Raw genomic sequence first — 16692 nt, 5'->3', positions numbered from 1 at the left:
ACATAAATCAACTGTGGGAGCGAACTGTGGCGAGGGGATTTATCCCCGTTCGGCTGCGAAGCAGTCGTAAAACCGGAGAATGCGGTTCTTCTGAGAGACCGTAATCACAGGTTCAGGACCGCTTCGCGCCCCAACGGGGATAAATCCCCTCACCACAGGCTCGCTCCCACATTTAGCAGCTGTCATCTTTTAGAAATCTTACTGACTTATTCTCCCGGCACTTCCTTTGGCCAAACAAGGTGCCGGCATGACGCTGCGCATATCGTTCCTGTTGATGCTGTGCGCCTGTTTGCCATTGACGGCTTCGGCCGGCGATTTGCCGACACCCGAAAACGGCCCGGTCCTGCGCATCCAGGGCTCCAACACCATCGGCGCCGCATTGGGGCCGGCGCTGGTCGAAGGCCTGATGCGCGAACAGGGCCTCATCAAGGTCCACAGCGAAATCCCGGATAAAGCCAACGAACAACGCATCGTCGGCGAAACCGTTCAGGGGCGTCGGGTTGTGGTGGAAGTCGCGGCCCATGGTTCCAGCACCGGGTTCAGCGCCCTGAAAACCGCCTCCGCCGATCTTGCTGCCTCCTCGCGCCCGATCAAGGACAGCGAACGGGAAGACCTCAAATCCTTGGGCGACTTTAAAAGCCCCGGCGCGGAACAAGTCATCGCCATCGATGGACTGGCGATCATCCTCCATCCGCAAAATCCGCTGAACCCACTCACCACCGAACAACTGGCGCGAATCTTCAGCGGCGAGGCAAAAACCTGGGAAGAACTCGGCGGCCGTGGTGGGACGATTCATCTGTATGCACGTGATGATCAGTCGGGCACGTACGACACCTTCAAGGAATTGGTCCTCAGTCGTCGTGGGAAAACGCTGAGTAGCGCCGCGAAACGCTTCGAATCCAGCGAGCAATTGTCCGACGCCGTCAGCCAGGATCCGCAAGGCATCGGTTTTATCGGTTTGCCATACGTGCGCCAGGCCAAAGCCGTGGCGATCGCCGATGGCCAGTCCCAGGCCATGTTGCCGCTCAATAACCTGATTGCCACGGAAGATTATCCGCTGTCCCGGCGGTTGTTCTTTTACCTGCCACCCAACGGGAAAAATCCGTGGGCACAAGCGTTGGTGGCGTTCGCGCAAAGCAGCAAAGGGCAGGAAATCGTCGCGTCTAACGGTTTTATCGCGCAGACCGTGCAAGCCATGAGTGTCACGCCGAACGCCTTGATGCCCGAGGGTTATCAAGCGCTAAGTCGCCACGCCCAACGGTTGTCGGTGAATTTCCGCTTCGAGGAAGGCAGCGCGACGCTGGACAACAAGGCCCGGCAAGACTTGTCGCGGGTGCTCGACTATATAAAGCAGCGCGACAAAACCAATCGACAGGTGACGCTGGTTGGGTTTGGTGATGCCAAGAGCGATCCGGCGCGTGCCGATCTGTTGTCGAAGCTGCGGGCGATGGCAGTGCGGCGGGAACTGGTGAAAAGCGGTGTGGTGTTTCGCGAGATCCGCGGTTTTGGCGCCGAGATGCCGGTGGCGGCGAATAGCGCGGATGAGGGGCGGATCAAGAATCGGCGGGTTGAGGTTTGGGTATATTGAACCTGCATGCGAGCAAATGTGGCGAGGGAGCTTGCTCCCGCTCGGCTGCGCAGCAGTCGCAAAATCAGGCAACCCGGTACATCTGAAACACCGGGTTGCCGTATTTCAGGGCCGCTTCGAGCCCCAGCGGGAGCAAGCTCCCTCGCCACAACAGCCCACAGGGTTACTGCCCGCTACGCATCATCTCTTTCGGCACGTACTTGCCGATCTCGAACTTGCCGATCGCCGCGCGGTGCACTTCGTCCGGGCCGTCGGCCAGGCGCAGGGTGCGCTGCATGGCATACATGTAGGCCAGCGGGAAATCGTTGGAAACCCCTGCTCCGCCATGCATCTGGATCGCCCGGTCGATCACCCGCAAGGCCACGTTCGGCGCGACGACTTTGATCTGCGCGATCTCGCTCTTGGCCACTTTGTTGCCGACGGTGTCCATCATGTACGCCGCTTTCAACGTCAGCAGGCGTGCCATGTCGATTTCCATCCGCGAGTCGGCGATCTTGTCGATGTTGCCGCCCAGACGGGCCAGCGGTTTTCCGAATGCGGTACGGCTCACCGCACGTTTACACATCAACTCCAGCGCACGTTCGGCCATGCCGATCGAACGCATGCAGTGGTGAATGCGGCCAGGGCCAAGGCGACCTTGAGCGATTTCGAAGCCGCGCCCTTCGCCCAGCAGAACGTTTTCGTACGGCACCCGGACGTTTTCAAACAGCACTTCGGCGTGGCCGTGAGGCGCGTCGTCGTAGCCGAACACCGGCAACGGACGAACGATCTTCACGCCAGGGGCATCCACCGGTACCAGAATCATCGAGTGCTGGGCATGGCGCGGCGCGTCGGGATTGCTCAGGCCCATGAAGATCAGGATCTTGCAGCGCGGGTCGCAGGCACCTGAGGTCCACCATTTCTTGCCATTGATCACCCACTCGTCGCCATCACGCACAGCGCGGGCGGCCATGTTGGTGGCGTCGGACGAAGCGACGTCCGGTTCGGTCATGGCAAACGCCGAGCGAATTTCGCCGCGCAGCAGCGGTTCGAGCCAGCGTTGCTTCTGCTCTTCGTTGGCGTAACGCACCAGCACTTCCATGTTGCCGGTGTCCGGCGCGGAGCAGTTGAAAGGCTCAGGACCGAGCAGCGAACGGCCCATGATTTCCGCCAATGGCGCGTATTCGAGGTTGGTCAGGCCGGCGCCGAGTTCGGACTCCGGCAGAAACAAATTCCACAACCCTTCAGCCTTGGCCTTGAGTTTGAGCTCTTCCATGATCGCGGTCGGCTGCCAGCGATCGCCTTCGGCGACCTGGCGCTCGAACACCGCTTCGGCGGGATAAACGTAGGTGTCCATGAACGCGGTCACGCGCTCACGCAGTTCTTGCACCTTGGGCGAATAAGCGAAATCCATGGGCAGCTCTACCTTTTTGACTGGGTTCAGAGGAGTTGTTCAGGTCATGTAATCGATGCTAGAACAGCTACGAAAATTTACCTAGCCTATTCTCGGCGTGTATTAACATTCATCACCGATATATGATCGGCTGATCATCAAGGCCAAAAACGCCCCTACAACAAGAGAGCCGCGTAATGAATCTGAGCAAGGTCGACCTCAACCTTTTCATCGTCTTCGACGCGATCTACACCGAAGCCAACCTGACCCGCGCCGGGCAGATTGTCGGCATTACCCAGCCAGCCGTTTCAAACGCTCTGGCCCGCCTGCGCGAGACCTTCAACGACCCGTTGTTCGTGCGTACTGCGCAGGGCATGGTGCCGACGCCGATGGCGCAGAACATCATCGGGCCGGTGCGTAACGCCCTCTCCCTGTTGCGCGTGTCGGTGCAGGAAAGCCGGATCTTCAACCCGTTGCAGGCGGTCAAGACGTATCGCATCAGCATGACCGACCTGACCGAAGCGGTCATTCTGCCGCCGCTGTTCCAGCGCCTGCGCCGCCTGGCGCCGACGGTGATCATCGAAAGTTTTCTGTCCAAGCGCCGTGAGACCACCAAGGAACTGGCCGCCGGGCGTCTCGACTTCGCAGTGGATGCGCCGCTCAACACCGACCCTCAGGTGCGTCACGTCAAGTTGATGGAAGACCGCTACGTGTGTGCGATGCGCAAGGGTCATCCGCTGGCGGGCAAGGAGAAATTCACCCTCGATGATTATCTGTCGCTGACGCACATTCATATTTCCAGCCGCCGCAGCGGCCTGGGGCATGTCGACCTGGCCCTGGGGAAAATGGGCATCCAGCGCAAGATCGCCCTGCGCTCGCAGCATTACCTGATGGCGTCCCAGGTGTTGCAGCAGACCGACATGGTCATGACCGTGCCGGAGCGCTTTGCCCGTCGTCATGACTTGTACTCGGTGAACTTGCCGGTCAACGACGTGCCGCCGGTGGAAACGCACCTCTATTGGCACGAAAGCACCGACCAGGACCCGGCCAACCGCTGGATGCGCGAACAAATGATTGAGTTGTGCCAGCAAGTGACGGCGCATGAGAAGAAGCTCGATAAGGTTTAGGGCTTTGGACCGCGTTATCGTTCTTCGCGGGCAAGCCCGCTCCCACAGGTATAACGCGATCTCTGTGGGAGCGGGCTTGCCCGCGAAGAGGCCAGTGATATCAATGAAGATCCCTGCCCCTTGACGTAAACGTCAACCTGCCATTAGCTTAGCGCCATGACCTTCTTCGAGCGCTTCCATGAGCAGCCAGACCTATAGCATTTCCGACCTCGCCCGCGAGCTCGACATCACCACGCGGGCCATTCGCTTTTATGAAGAGCAAGGCCTGCTCAGCCCTGAGCGGCGTGGCCAGGAACGCGTGTACACGCCCCGTGACAAGGTCAGCCTGAAGCTGATCCTGCGGGGCAAGCGCATTGGCTTTTCCCTGGCCGAATGCCGCGAGCTGATCGAACTCTACGACCCGACCGGCGGCAACCAGAAACAACTGCAAACCATGCTGAGCAAGATCGCCGAGCGCCGCGAACAGCTGGAGCAGCAGATGCTCGACATCGAGCAGATGAAGCTGGAACTGGACACGGCGCAGGAACGCTGCACCCAGGCGCTGGAGCAGACGATCAAGAGCCAGCAGGCCGTCCAATAATCGTACGAAGATCCAGTGTGGGAGCGGGCTTGCTCGCGAAAGCGGTGTGTCATTCAACACTGATTTCGACAGACCTGACGCTTTCGCGAGCAAGCCCGCTCCCACAGTAGATCGTCGTTCACCCACTATCACAGGTGAATCCCCATGCCTCTCCCCACCCACGTACGCCTGGTCGAAGTCGGTCCCCGCGACGGTCTGCAAAACGAAGCCCAACCCATCAGCGTTGCCGACAAGGTGCAACTGGTCGACGCGCTGACCGCAGCGGGCCTTGGCTATATAGAAGTCGGCAGTTTCGTTTCGCCCAAGTGGGTGCCGCAAATGGCCGGTTCCGCCGAAGTGTTCGCGCAGATCCAGCGCAAACCGGGCGTGACCTATGGCGCCCTCGCCCCCAACCTGCGCGGGTTTGAGGATGCGATCACGGCCGGGGTCAAGGAAGTCGCGGTGTTCGCGGCGGCGTCCGAAGCGTTTTCCCAACGCAACATCAATTGCTCGATCAGCGAAAGCCTGGAGCGCTTCGTGCCGATCATGGAAGCGGCCAAACAAAACGGCGTCAGCGTGCGCGGTTACGTGTCGTGCGTGTTGGGCTGCCCCTACGAGGGTAACGTCGCGCCGGAACAAGTCGCCCGGGTCGCCCGCGAGCTTTACGCCATGGGCTGCTACGAAGTCTCCCTCGGCGACACCATCGGCACCGGTACCGCCGGCGCGACCCGCAAAATGTTCGACGTGGTCTCGGCCGATGTACCGCGTGAAAAACTCGCCGGGCACTTCCACGACACCTATGGCCAGGCCATGGCCAACATCTATGCGAGCCTGCTGGAAGGCATCTCGGTGTTCGACAGCTCCATCGCCGGCCTCGGCGGCTGCCCGTACGCCAAGGGCGCCAGCGGCAACGTCGCCACCGAAGACGTGGTTTACCTGCTCAACGGCCTGGGAATTAAGACCGGCATTGACCTGGACGCGTTGATTCTGGCCGGTCAGCAGATTTGCGCAGTGCTGGGGCGACCAACCGGCTCGCGCGTGGCCAAGGCTCGTAGCGCACAGTGAGGCGTGAGGTGTTACCGCTGCGCCTGAAACGTGGGGCGTAAGCGAGTAACACGGAAACAAATTGTCTGGATTCGCCCGAAGGAAAAATCCGACAAAATCTTAACTATTTGATTTATAACGATTTTTAAAAGTTGGCACGGCTTCTGCTATCTCTACTGCATAACAAGAACAAAAAAAGCGGCAAACCTAATAAAAATAAGACGTAACGACTCTGACATAACAAAAACAACACGGCAGAGACGCAGCTAACAGATTTTTTTGGAGAGGATGTGCTTTTCAGGGTGCTTTTCGGAGTAACCCGCAACCGGACAGAGAACAATAAAACTACCTTCAGGTAGCTCCCGAACTGGTTGGATCGCTCAGCGAAAAAGTAGATCAGCGCTCAAAAAAATACGTTTGCTCTTGATCCCGGATGGGGATCGACAAAAACAGCGGTAAAGGGCCACGGTCACTAAAAACAACAACAGGCCGCCCCTCAATAATAAAAAAAGAGCACGCGCAACGAAAATTAAAGGGGAGCTTCGGCTCCCCTTTGTGCTTTCTGCGATTCAGATTTTCACCACCGCCCCTGTGGGAGCCAGCCTGCTGGCGATCGCGGTGGTTCGCACACTCCGCTATCGCCAACAGGCCGGCTCCCACAAGGGAGAAGTTGTCAGACCTGCTTTTCGCGCAGTTCCTCGATACTGATCTCGCGCATCCGGAATTTCTGGATCTTGCCGGTCACGGTCATCGGAAACTCTTCCACAAACTTGAAGTAACGCGGCGTCTTGAAGTGCGCGATGCGTTCCTTGCACCAGGCTTGCAGCTCTTGCTCGGTCGCACTGTGGCCCGGGTGGAACTTGATCCAGGCAACAATCTCTTCGCCATAGCGCGAACACGGAATCCCGATCACCTGCACGTCCGCCACCGCCGGGTGGGTGAAGAAGAACTCTTCCAGTTCACGCGGGTAAATGTTCTCACCGCCGCGGATGATCATGTCCTTGTTACGCCCGGCAATGCATACGTAACCCTCGTCGTTCATGCTCGCCAGGTCGCCGGTGTGCATCCAGCCCGCTTGATCGATGGCTTCGGCGGTGCCTTGCGGGTTGTTCCAGTAGCCGAGCATCACGCTGTAACCGCGGGTGCAGAGTTCGCCAATGGTGCCGCGCGGCACCAGGTTGCCCGCTTCGTCGATGATCTTGCTTTCCAGTTGCGGCTGGGTGCGGCCGACGGTGGTGACGCGCAATTCCAGCTCGTCTGAAGGACCGGTCTGCAAAGACACGGGGCTGGTTTCCGTCATGCCGTAGGCAATCTGCACTTCGCTCATGTGCATTTCATTGATGACCCGGCGCATGACCTCGATCGGACACGTCGCCCCGGCCATGATCCCGGTGCGCAGGCTCGACAGATCGAACTCGGCGCGCTTGGGTTGATCGAGCATCGCGATGAACATGGTCGGCACGCCGTAGAGCGCGGTGGCTTTTTCTTCGGCTACCGTGGTCAGGGTCAAGAGCGGATCGAACGCATCGTTGGGGTAAATCATGGTGCTGCCGTGGGTGATGCAGCCGAGATTGCCCATGACCATGCCGAAGCAGTGATACAACGGTACCGGGATCACCAAGCGATCATCGGCGGTCAGCCCGAGGCTTTCGCCGACCATGTAACCGTTGTTGAGAATATTGTAGTGACTGAGGGTCGCGCCTTTCGGGAAACCGGTGGTGCCGGAGGTGTACTGGATGTTCACCGCTTGGTCGAAGTTCAAGCTGTCCTGGCGTTCGCGCAATTGTTCAGCGGACACGCTGGCAGCGAGATCGCCCAATTGCGACCACGGCAGGAAACCCGACGGTGGTTGCGCATCCAGGCTGATGACGCCGCGCAATTCCGGCAGGCGTTCGCTGTGCAGCTTTCCGATGGATTCCTCCGCCAATTCAGGCACCAGGCCTTGCAGCATGCCGTGATAGTCGGAGGTCTTGAAGGCACCGGCGCAGACCAGCCATTGGCAGCCGGATTGCTTCAATACGTATTCGAGTTCGGAGCTGCGATACGCCGGATTAATGTTGACCAGAATCACGCCGATCTTCGCGCTGGCAAACTGGCTGATGCACCACTGCGCGCAATTCGGTGCCCAGATGCCGAGGCGGTCGCCGGCCTGCAAGCCCAGCGCCAACAGGGCTCTGGCGTGCAGGTCGACGGCATCGGCCAGTTGCTGCCAGGTGTAGCGCAACTGCTGATGGCGCACGACCAGCGCCTCCCCGTCCGGGTATTGCGTGACGGTCTGATCGAACTTCTCGCCGATGGTCATCGCTAGCAAGGCTTTGTCCTGGGAACCACGGGTATAGCTGCGCTGCGGGCTTGCACTGGGTTGATCCATGACGACCCCTATTGTCTTTATTAGTGGGTGTTGGGCGGCCTCCACAGGGTTGGCTCGCCTTCTATGAACTGGCCCTACTGTCGCTCAAGTTGACGTTAACGTAAAGGGTGATTGACAGCCATTCGTCACAGGCTTACGTTAACGTAAAGGTGAGAGCCGAAACACTGCCCTCCCCACCCTACAAAAAAGCCAAAAGGTGACCCATGAGCTACCCATCCCTGAACTTTGCCCTCGGTGAAACCATCGATATGTTGCGCGATCAGGTTCAGTCCTTCGTCGCCAAAGAGATCGCCCCGCGCGCCGCTCAGATCGACATCGACAATCTGTTCCCGGCCGACCTGTGGCGCAAATTCGGCGACATGGGCCTGCTCGGCGTTACCGTGCCGGAAGAATACGGCGGTGCTGGCCTGGGCTATCTGGCGCACGTAGTGATCATGGAAGAAATCAGCCGCGGCTCGGCGTCGGTCGCCCTGTCCTACGGCGCGCATTCCAACCTCTGCGTCAACCAGATCAACCGCAACGGCAATCACGAACAGAAAACCAAGTACTTGCCCAAGCTGATCAGCGGCGAACACATCGGCGCCCTGGCCATGAGCGAACCGAATGCCGGTTCCGACGTGGTGTCGATGAAACTTCGCGCCGATAAACGTGGCGATCACTACGTTCTCAACGGCAGCAAAACCTGGATCACCAACGGTCCGGACGCCAACACCTACGTGATCTACGCCAAGACCGACCTGGAAAAAGGTCCCCACGGCATCACCGCATTCATCGTCGAACGTGACTGGAAAGGCTTCAGCCGCAGCAACAAATTCGACAAGCTCGGCATGCGCGGCTCCAACACCTGCGAGCTGTTCTTCGATGACGTCGAGGTACCGGAAGAAAACATCCTCGGCATGCTCAACGGCGGCGTGAAAGTGCTGATGAGCGGACTCGACTACGAACGCGTCGTGCTGTCCGGCGGCCCGACCGGCATCATGCAAGCCTGCATGGACCTGATCGTTCCGTACATCCACGACCGCAAGCAATTCGGCCAAAGCATCGGCGAGTTCCAGCTGATCCAGGGCAAAGTCGCCGACATGTACACCCAACTCAACGCCAGCCGCGCCTACCTTTATGCGGTGGCCCAGGCCTGTGAGCGTGGCGAAACCACCCGCAAGGACGCCGCCGGCGTGATCCTCTACAGCGCCGAACGCGCCACGCAAATGGCCCTCGACGCGATCCAGATTCTCGGCGGAAACGGCTACATCAATGAATTCCCAGCGGGTCGTCTGCTGCGTGACGCCAAGCTGTACGAAATCGGCGCAGGCACCAGTGAGATTCGTCGCATGCTGATCGGTCGCGAACTGTTCAACGAAACCCGCTAAACGGAGCTGTCCATGGCTATCCTGCATACCCAGCTCAACCCCCGTTCGGCGGAGTTCGCGGCCAACAGCGCGGCGATGCTCAAACAGGTCGACGCCCTGCACACCCTGCTCGCCCAAGTGCAGCAAGGCGGCGGCCCGAAGGCGCAAGAACGCCATACCTCGCGCGGCAAACTGCTGCCGCGTGAGCGGATCAATCGTCTGCTCGACCCGGGTTCACCGTTTCTCGAGATCAGCCAACTGGCGGCCTACGCGGTGTACGGCGAAGACGTTCCGGCGGCTGGCGTGATTGCCGGGATCGGCCGTGTGGAAGGCGTCGAATGCATGATCGTCGCCAACGACGCCACCGTGAAAGGTGGCTCGTATTACCCGCTGACCGTGAAAAAACACCTGCGCGCGCAGACCATCGCTCAGCAAAACCGCTTGCCGTGCATCTATCTGGTGGACTCCGGCGGCGCCAACCTGCCGCGTCAGGATGAAGTGTTTCCGGACCGTGAGCATTTTGGGCGGATCTTCTTTAACCAGGCCAACATGAGCGCCATGGGCATTCCGCAAATCGCGGTGGTCATGGGCTCCTGCACCGCCGGTGGCGCTTACGTGCCAGCGATGGCTGACGAAGCGATCATGGTGCGCCAGCAGGCCACCATTTTCCTCGCTGGTCCGCCGCTGGTGAAAGCCGCGACCGGTGAAGTGGTCAGCGCTGAAGATCTGGGCGGCGCCGATGTGCACTGCAAGATTTCCGGTGTTGCCGACCATTACGCTGAAAGCGATGAACACGCCTTGGCCATTGCGCGACGCAGTGTTGCCAATCTCAACTGGCGCAAACTGGGCGAACTGCAACTGCGCACGCCGATCGCCCCGCTCTACGCCAGCGACGAGTTGTACGGCGTGGTCTCGGCCGACGCCAAACAACCGTTCGATGTGCGCGAAGTGATCTCGCGGCTGGTTGACGGTTCGGTGTTCGACGAATTCAAGGCGCTGTTCGGGACCACATTGGTGTGCGGCTTCGCGCATCTGCACGGGTACCCGATCGCAATCCTCGCCAACAACGGCATCCTGTTCGCCGAAGCCGCGCAGAAAGGCGCGCACTTCATCGAACTGGCCTGCCAGCGCGGCATTCCGTTGCTGTTCCTGCAAAACATCACCGGTTTCATGGTCGGCCAGAAATACGAGGCTGGTGGCATCGCCAAGCACGGCGCGAAACTGGTGACCGCGGTGGCGTGCGCCAAGGTGCCGAAATTTACCGTGATCATTGGCGGCAGTTTTGGCGCCGGTAATTACGGGATGTGCGGGCGGGCTTACGATCCGCGTTTCCTGTGGATGTGGCCGAACGCGCGCATCGGCGTGATGGGCGCCGAACAGGCGGCAGGCGTGTTGGTCCAGGTCAAACGCGAGCAAGCCGAGCGCAGTGGCCAGGGTTTCAGCGCCGAGCAGGAAGCCGAGATCAAGCAGCCGATCCTCGATCAATACGAAGAACAGGGCCACCCTTACTACTCCAGCGCACGGCTGTGGGACGACGGTGTCATCGACCCGGCGCAAACCCGCGACGTGTTGGCCCTGGCCTTGTCTGCGTCGCTGAACGCGCCAATCGAACCGAGCCGCTTTGGCGTGTTCCGGATGTGATCGGGAGAAAATCATGAGCGACTTCAACACCCTCGAACTGCTGACCGACCCACGAGGTTTCGCGACCCTGTGGCTCAGCCGTGAAGAAAAGAACAACGCGTTCAACGCCGAGATGATCCGCGAACTGATCCTCGCGCTGGACAAGGTGTCGACCGATTCCAGCCTGCGGTTTCTGCTGGTGCGCGGCCGCGGCAAGCATTTCAGCGCCGGTGCCGACCTGGCCTGGATGCAGCAATCGGCCGAGCTCGATTACCACACCAACCTCGACGACGCCCGGGAACTGGCGGAGTTGATGTACAACCTCGCCAAACTGAAAATCCCGACCCTGGCCGTGGTTCAGGGCGCGGCTTATGGCGGCGCGCTGGGCCTGATCAGTTGCTGCGACATGGCGATTGGCGCCGATGACGCGCAGTTTTGCCTGTCGGAAGTACGCATCGGCCTGGCGCCGGCGGTCATCAGCCCATTCGTGGTGCAAGCCATTGGCGAACGCGCGGCACGTCGCTATGCGCTGACCGCCGAGCGTTTCGGCGGGCAACGGGCACGGGAGATTGGCCTGTTATCGGAGAGCTATCCGGTCGCTGAGCTGGAACAGAACGTGGGAAAGTGGATCGACAACCTGCTGCTCAACAGCCCGGCCGCCATGCGCGTCAGCAAGGACTTGCTGCGCGAAGTCGGCAACGGCGCGCTGACCCCGGCGCTACGTCGTTACACCGAGAATGCCATCGCCCGCATCCGCGTCAGCCCCGAAGGCCAGGAGGGCCTGCGCGCCTTTCTGCAGAAGCGTCCGCCGAGCTGGCAAGCCCCGACCACCACCAAGGAGCCGCGTTGATGAGCGCACCTGTTCTCACCACCCTGCTGGTGGCCAACCGTGGCGAAATCGCCTGCCGGGTGATGCGCACCGCCAAGGCGCTGGGCCTGACCACCGTGGCCGTGCACAGCGCCACGGACCGTGACGCCCGGCACAGCCGCGAAGCGGATATCCGCGTCGACCTCGGCGGCAGCAAAGCGGCTGACAGCTATCTGCAAATCGATAAATTGATCGCGGCGGCCAAGGCCAGCGGCGCTCAGGCGATTCATCCCGGTTATGGTTTTTTGTCCGAGAACGCCGGGTTCGCCCGTGCCATTGAAGACGCCGGCCTGATCTTTCTCGGCCCGCCTGCCTCGGCCATTGACGCGATGGGCAGCAAGTCCGCCGCCAAGGCCTTGATGGAAACCGCCGGCGTGCCCCTGGTGCCCGGCTATCACGGCGAAGCCCAGGACTTCGACACCTTCCGCGACGCCTGCGAACGCATCGGTTATCCGGTGCTGCTCAAGGCCACGGCGGGCGGCGGCGGCAAAGGCATGAAAGTGGTTGAGGACGTCAGCCAGTTGGCCGAAGCCCTGGCCTCTGCGCAACGTGAAGCGAAATCCTCGTTTGGCGATTCGCGGATGCTGGTGGAGAAATACCTGCTCAAGCCGCGTCATGTGGAAATCCAGGTGTTCGCCGATCAACACGGCAACTGCCTGTACCTCAACGAACGTGACTGTTCGATCCAGCGTCGCCATCAGAAAGTCGTCGAAGAAGCGCCCGCTCCCGGCTTGAGCCCGGAACTGCGTCGCGCCATGGGCGAAGCCGCCGTGCGTTCGGCACAGGCCATCGGCTATGTCGGCGCCGGCACCGTGGAGTTTTTGCTGGATTCGCGCGGCGAGTTTTTCTTCATGGAGATGAACACGCGCCTGCAGGTCGAGCACCCGGTCACCGAAGCGATCACCGGCCTCGATCTGGTGGCGTGGCAGATTCGTGTGGCGCGCGGTGAAGCGTTGCCGATGACTCAAGAACAGGTTCCGTTGATCGGCCATGCGATTGAAGTGCGGCTGTATGCCGAAGACCCAAGCCATGATTTCCTGCCGGCCACCGGGCGCCTGGCGCTGTATCGCGAATCAGCCGAAGGCCCGGGACGTCGGGTCGACAGTGGCGTCGAAGAAGGCGATGAGATTTCGCCGTTCTACGACCCGATGCTCGGCAAGCTGATTGCCTGGGGCGAGGACCGTGAGCAGGCGCGACTGCGATTGTTGAGCATGCTCGATGAGTTTGCGATCGGCGGGCTGAAGACCAACATCAACTTCCTGCGCCGGATCATCGCTCACCCGGCATTCGCTGCGGCGCAACTGGATACCGGGTTTATTCCGCGTTATCAGGAGCAATTGTTGCCAGAGCCTGCGGACCTCAGTGATGAGTTCTGGCAAGCCGCCGCCCAGGCGTTTGCGCAGAGCCAGCCGGGTACTCCGCGGGCTGATGACCTGAGTTCGCCTTGGGCTGTGGGCAATGGTTTCCGGGCTGGACTGCCAAGAGAAACCACCCTTCATTTGAGTTGTGAAGGACAGGACCGGGCGCTGACGCTGGGTAACGTTGACACCCACACCGCACAGCTCAAGGGTGAGCAGTTGCTGACCGAACACGACGGCGTGCGTCGCCAGCACCGGGCAATCCGTCGTGGCGAGGTGGTGTATCTGCAATGGGAAGGTGAACTGCGCCGCATCGAGGCCTACGACCCGATCAGTGCCGTCGAAGCCAGCCACAGCCATCAAGGTGGGCTCACCGCGCCCATGAACGGCAGTATCGTGCGCGTACTGGTCGAGGCCGGGCAAACGGTCGAAGCCGGGGCGCAACTGGTGGTGCTGGAAGCGATGAAGATGGAGCACAGCATTCGCGCGCCTCACGCCGGGGTGATCAAGGCGCTGTATTGCCAGGAAGGCGAGATGGTCAGCGAAGGCAGTGCGTTGGTCGAGTTGGAAGAAGCGTGAAATGAAGATCGGTCCTACGCATTGCGAGGACCGATCTGACTAGAATTTAGCCGTTGCCTGAACCACTACGCCGAGGATTCGACACTCTTCGGTGAACAGGGCTTTCGGATACGTCGGATTGAGCGGGACCAGGTAACGCTGCCCGCCCTCCTCGATCAGCTTGCGAAAGATCGCTTCGACGCTGTCCGCCCATTGCGCGATCACCAGTTTTCCGGGTTCCGGCACAATGGCCGGGTCCACCAGGATCATCATGCCCTCGGCAATGCTGATTCCGCTCGGCGCGGTCATAGCGTCGCCGACCACTTCGAGCCAGAAGGCCGCGCCCTGAGCGTGGTAATCGGTCAGTTCGAATCGCGGCTTGCCGTAGACCGAGAGCTCGCCGTCACGCACCTCGGCAGGCAGGCGCCAGTCACTGACCGGGTAACGGAAGTACGGGTTGTACTTGTGCGTCAGGGACATCTCGTCGTCCTGCAGCACCACGGGTTCCCGGATCACCATCGCCACTTCCAGAAAATCCATCCCGAGCGCGCGCAAGACACGATTCATGTCTTCGATGCTCGGCTGACGGCGTTTATTCAGCCAATGACCCACGCCACCCTGGGACATCCCGAGGCGATCGGCGAGTACTTCCTGAGTGACTTTGAGTTCACTCATCTTGGCTTTGACCAACTCAATCCATTTATCCATGGGCGGCACGATACGTCGCGGACTCCGAGCAACAAAACACAAATTGTAGTATTTAAATTCTCGTCACAAATACAGTTCGTACTAGGATTGTTTCACGGATCTGAATCTATCACGGAGCTTGCCATCGCCATGACGTTACCCAGCAATGACCTGTCGGATATGCAAATGGACACCACCCTCACCTCGCCCAAAGGTAACGCCGCCGCGCAAAAAGCCTTGGACTATTACTTGAAACCAACTGTGTCAGAAGCGGTGGTCGAGGAGCGATTTTTTGATGTGAACCCTGCCGTCAGCGGTGAAGAGGCGCTGGTGCATGCGTCGGATCTGTTGCGGTGTGCCGCGGCGACGGCCTACGAGTCGGCCAGCAACCTGAACGGCGCAAGGCGCGATCTGGCCTTTTCGACGGTGCATATGATCGACATGGCCAAGGCGATGATTGATCGCTCTTTACAGGGGCATCAGAGCGTCTGAGTCGGACGCTCTGCTGAGGAAGACGGAAAAGAATTTTCCAATCGAGCAGATAAAATCATTTGACTTGCAAACGAGAATGATTATTATTGCATTCAGCTGATCGCGAGATCAGTCGATGGACCAAGAGACCTTAGGTCGGTCTCCTGGACTATCTCCTCATCAGGCTAATCACGGTTTTTGACCCGGCTTTTTGCCGGGTCTTTTTTTTGCCAGTTATTCTGGCTTTGGCTTCAGGCTAATGAAGTCTTCAAGTGTTGCGAATTCGATTGGCGCGGATGATATCAAAAGAATATCCATTGGCAAGAGAAGCCCGGCATCATTGGCCCAAACTAAAGAAAAATAGCACTTGAGAATCACTAGCACAGTCTCTAAGCTGCGTCTGCGTCAAGGAAGACGCCCCCCTTTTAACCCGCAATTTCCCCCGGTTTTTCCCCTCCCAGCGTGTAAAGTAGCAGCCATAAAAATCATATTCAGGAATCGACTATGACCGTGGCTAAATCTTCTTTCGACATCAGCGCCAATTTCGACAGCGGCAACATTGAAGTGCTGGACATCAGCAATCCACTTCAAGCCCTGCTCGCCATCAAACCCGACACCCGCAGCCAACATTTCCAGTGGTTCCATTTCAAGGCCAGCGGTCTGCACGTCGGTCAAGAGCACTGGTTTCGACTGAACAATGCCAGCAAGTCCTCGTATAACAAGGCCTGGGACGGTTATCAGGCCGTGGCGTCCTACGACCACGTCAACTGGTTCCGCGTGCCGACCATCTTCGAAGGCGACTGCCTGCGTTTCAGCCTCGAAGCCACGGCCACCCACGCCTGGTTTGCCTATTTCGAACCCTACAGCCGTGGCCGTCATGACTGGCTGATCGAACAGGCGCAGACCAAGGCCGGCGCCGAGCTGCTGGCGACCGGCAAAAGCGCGGAAGGTCGTGACATCCAGTTATTGCGTAAAGGCACCGGCGCCGAAGGTCAGCGCAAGGTCTGGATGATTGCCCAGCAACACCCCGGCGAACACATGGCCGAGTGGTTCATGGAAGGTGTGATCGAACGTCTGGAAAAGCACGACGACCCGGTCCTGAACAAACTGCTGGCCAGCGCCGACCTGTACCTGGTGCCGAACATGAACCCGGACGGTGCCTTTCACGGTCACCTGCGCACCAACGCCATGGGCCAGGACCTGAACCGCGCCTGGCAGAGCGCCAGCCAGGAAATCAGCCCGGAAGTGCTGTTCGTTCAGCAACAAATGGAAGCGTACGGCGTCGACTTGTTCCTCGACATCCATGGCGATGAGGAAATCCCCTACGTGTTCACCGCCGGTTGCGAAGGCAACCCGGGTTATACGCCGCGGATTGAAAAACTCGAAACCCACTTCCGCGATCATCTGAAACACCTGACCAAGGACTTCCAGACCAAGCACGGCTACACCCGCGACGAACCGGGCAAGGCCAACATGACGCTGGCCTGTAACAGTGTTGGTCAGAAGTACGACTGCCTGTCGCTGACCCTGGAAATGCCCTTCAAGGACAACAACGACGCGCCCAACGCACTGACTGGTTGGTCGGGCAAGCGCTCCAAGCAATTGGGCAAGGACGTGCTGACGACCGTTGCCGATATGGTCGATACCCTGCGCTGACAACGCGGTCCATGTAGCAGCTGCCGAAGGCTGCGTCCGGCTGCGAAGCAGTCGTAAAACCAAACAC

At 59.6% G+C, this 16692-nt stretch carries 13 protein-coding genes; 10 read left to right on the top strand and 3 right to left on the bottom strand.

The features are described 5' to 3' along the window. Positions 1–247: 247 nt before the first annotated feature. Positions 248–1588 carry a substrate-binding domain-containing protein gene (locus tag DJ564_RS12050; RefSeq protein ID WP_109629358.1) on the top strand — a complete coding sequence of 447 codons (1341 nt, stop codon included), beginning with the start codon at positions 248–250 and terminating at the stop codon, positions 1586–1588. 163 nt (positions 1589–1751) lie between these two features. On the opposite strand, the gene DJ564_RS12045 is transcribed toward DJ564_RS12050, so the two are convergent. Then, positions 1752–2981, bottom strand: a complete 1230-nt coding sequence (locus DJ564_RS12045) for an acyl-CoA dehydrogenase (RefSeq protein WP_010458791.1) — start codon at positions 2979–2981, stop codon at positions 1752–1754. A 176-nt stretch (positions 2982–3157) separates the two neighbouring features. On the opposite strand from DJ564_RS12045, the gene DJ564_RS12040 reads away from it, so the two are divergent. The 3 genes from DJ564_RS12040 to DJ564_RS12030 all read left to right on the top strand — a co-directional run bounded on the left by DJ564_RS12040 (position 3158) and on the right by DJ564_RS12030 (position 5711). Then, a complete protein-coding gene (locus DJ564_RS12040) occupies positions 3158–4087 on the top strand; it encodes a LysR family transcriptional regulator (protein ID WP_008148497.1) in 930 nt (309 codons plus the stop codon). Between the two features lie 178 nt (positions 4088–4265). Beyond that, positions 4266–4667, top strand: coding sequence for a MerR family DNA-binding transcriptional regulator (locus tag DJ564_RS12035; protein ID WP_109629356.1), 402 nt, complete (start codon positions 4266–4268; stop codon positions 4665–4667). A 144-nt stretch (positions 4668–4811) separates the two neighbouring features. Then, complete coding sequence (locus tag DJ564_RS12030; protein WP_109629354.1) at positions 4812–5711, top strand: hydroxymethylglutaryl-CoA lyase; 900 nt, start codon at positions 4812–4814, stop codon at positions 5709–5711. A gap of 652 nt (positions 5712–6363) precedes the next feature. On the opposite strand, the gene DJ564_RS12025 is transcribed toward DJ564_RS12030, so the two are convergent. After that, complete coding sequence (locus DJ564_RS12025) at positions 6364–8061, bottom strand: AMP-binding protein (protein WP_109629352.1); 1698 nt, start codon at positions 8059–8061, stop codon at positions 6364–6366. 203 nt (positions 8062–8264) lie between these two features. On the opposite strand from DJ564_RS12025, the gene DJ564_RS12020 reads away from it, so the two are divergent. Genes DJ564_RS12020 through DJ564_RS12005 form a run of 4 tightly spaced genes read left to right on the top strand, consistent with a single transcriptional unit; the run spans position 8265 to position 13832 of the window. Continuing rightward, positions 8265–9428 carry an isovaleryl-CoA dehydrogenase gene (locus DJ564_RS12020; protein WP_109629350.1) on the top strand — a complete coding sequence of 388 codons (1164 nt, stop codon included), beginning with the start codon at positions 8265–8267 and terminating at the stop codon, positions 9426–9428. 12 nt (positions 9429–9440) lie between these two features. Next, positions 9441–11048, top strand: a complete 1608-nt coding sequence (locus tag DJ564_RS12015; protein ID WP_109629348.1) for a carboxyl transferase domain-containing protein — start codon at positions 9441–9443, stop codon at positions 11046–11048. Between the two features lie 13 nt (positions 11049–11061). Further along, a complete protein-coding gene (locus tag DJ564_RS12010; RefSeq protein ID WP_109629346.1) occupies positions 11062–11877 on the top strand; it encodes a gamma-carboxygeranoyl-CoA hydratase in 816 nt (271 codons plus the stop codon). Next, positions 11877–13832, top strand: a complete 1956-nt coding sequence (locus DJ564_RS12005; protein WP_109629344.1) for an acetyl/propionyl/methylcrotonyl-CoA carboxylase subunit alpha — start codon at positions 11877–11879, stop codon at positions 13830–13832. Before DJ564_RS12010 ends, DJ564_RS12005 begins: the two co-directional genes overlap by 1 nt. 39 nt (positions 13833–13871) lie before the next feature. Here the strand turns inward: DJ564_RS12005 and DJ564_RS12000 are convergent, their stop codons facing one another. Then, a complete protein-coding gene (locus DJ564_RS12000) occupies positions 13872–14519 on the bottom strand; it encodes a LexA family transcriptional regulator (RefSeq protein WP_109629342.1) in 648 nt (215 codons plus the stop codon). A 129-nt stretch (positions 14520–14648) separates the two neighbouring features. On the opposite strand from DJ564_RS12000, the gene DJ564_RS11995 reads away from it, so the two are divergent. Together DJ564_RS11995 and DJ564_RS11990 are read left to right on the top strand one after the other, a co-directional pair. Next, positions 14649–14990, top strand: coding sequence for a DUF6124 family protein (locus tag DJ564_RS11995; protein ID WP_109629340.1), 342 nt, complete (start codon positions 14649–14651; stop codon positions 14988–14990). Between the two features lie 483 nt (positions 14991–15473). Then, positions 15474–16625: a M14-type cytosolic carboxypeptidase gene (locus DJ564_RS11990; protein WP_109629339.1), complete on the top strand. Its 1152-nt coding sequence runs from the start codon at positions 15474–15476 to the stop codon at positions 16623–16625. Positions 16626–16692: the final 67 nt, after the last annotated feature.

Origin of the sequence: Pseudomonas sp. 31-12 (genome assembly GCF_003151075.1) — a bacterium.
In the GTDB taxonomy this organism is placed as follows: domain Bacteria; phylum Pseudomonadota; class Gammaproteobacteria; order Pseudomonadales; family Pseudomonadaceae; genus Aquipseudomonas.
This window is presented reverse-complemented; position numbering and strand designations above follow the sequence as displayed.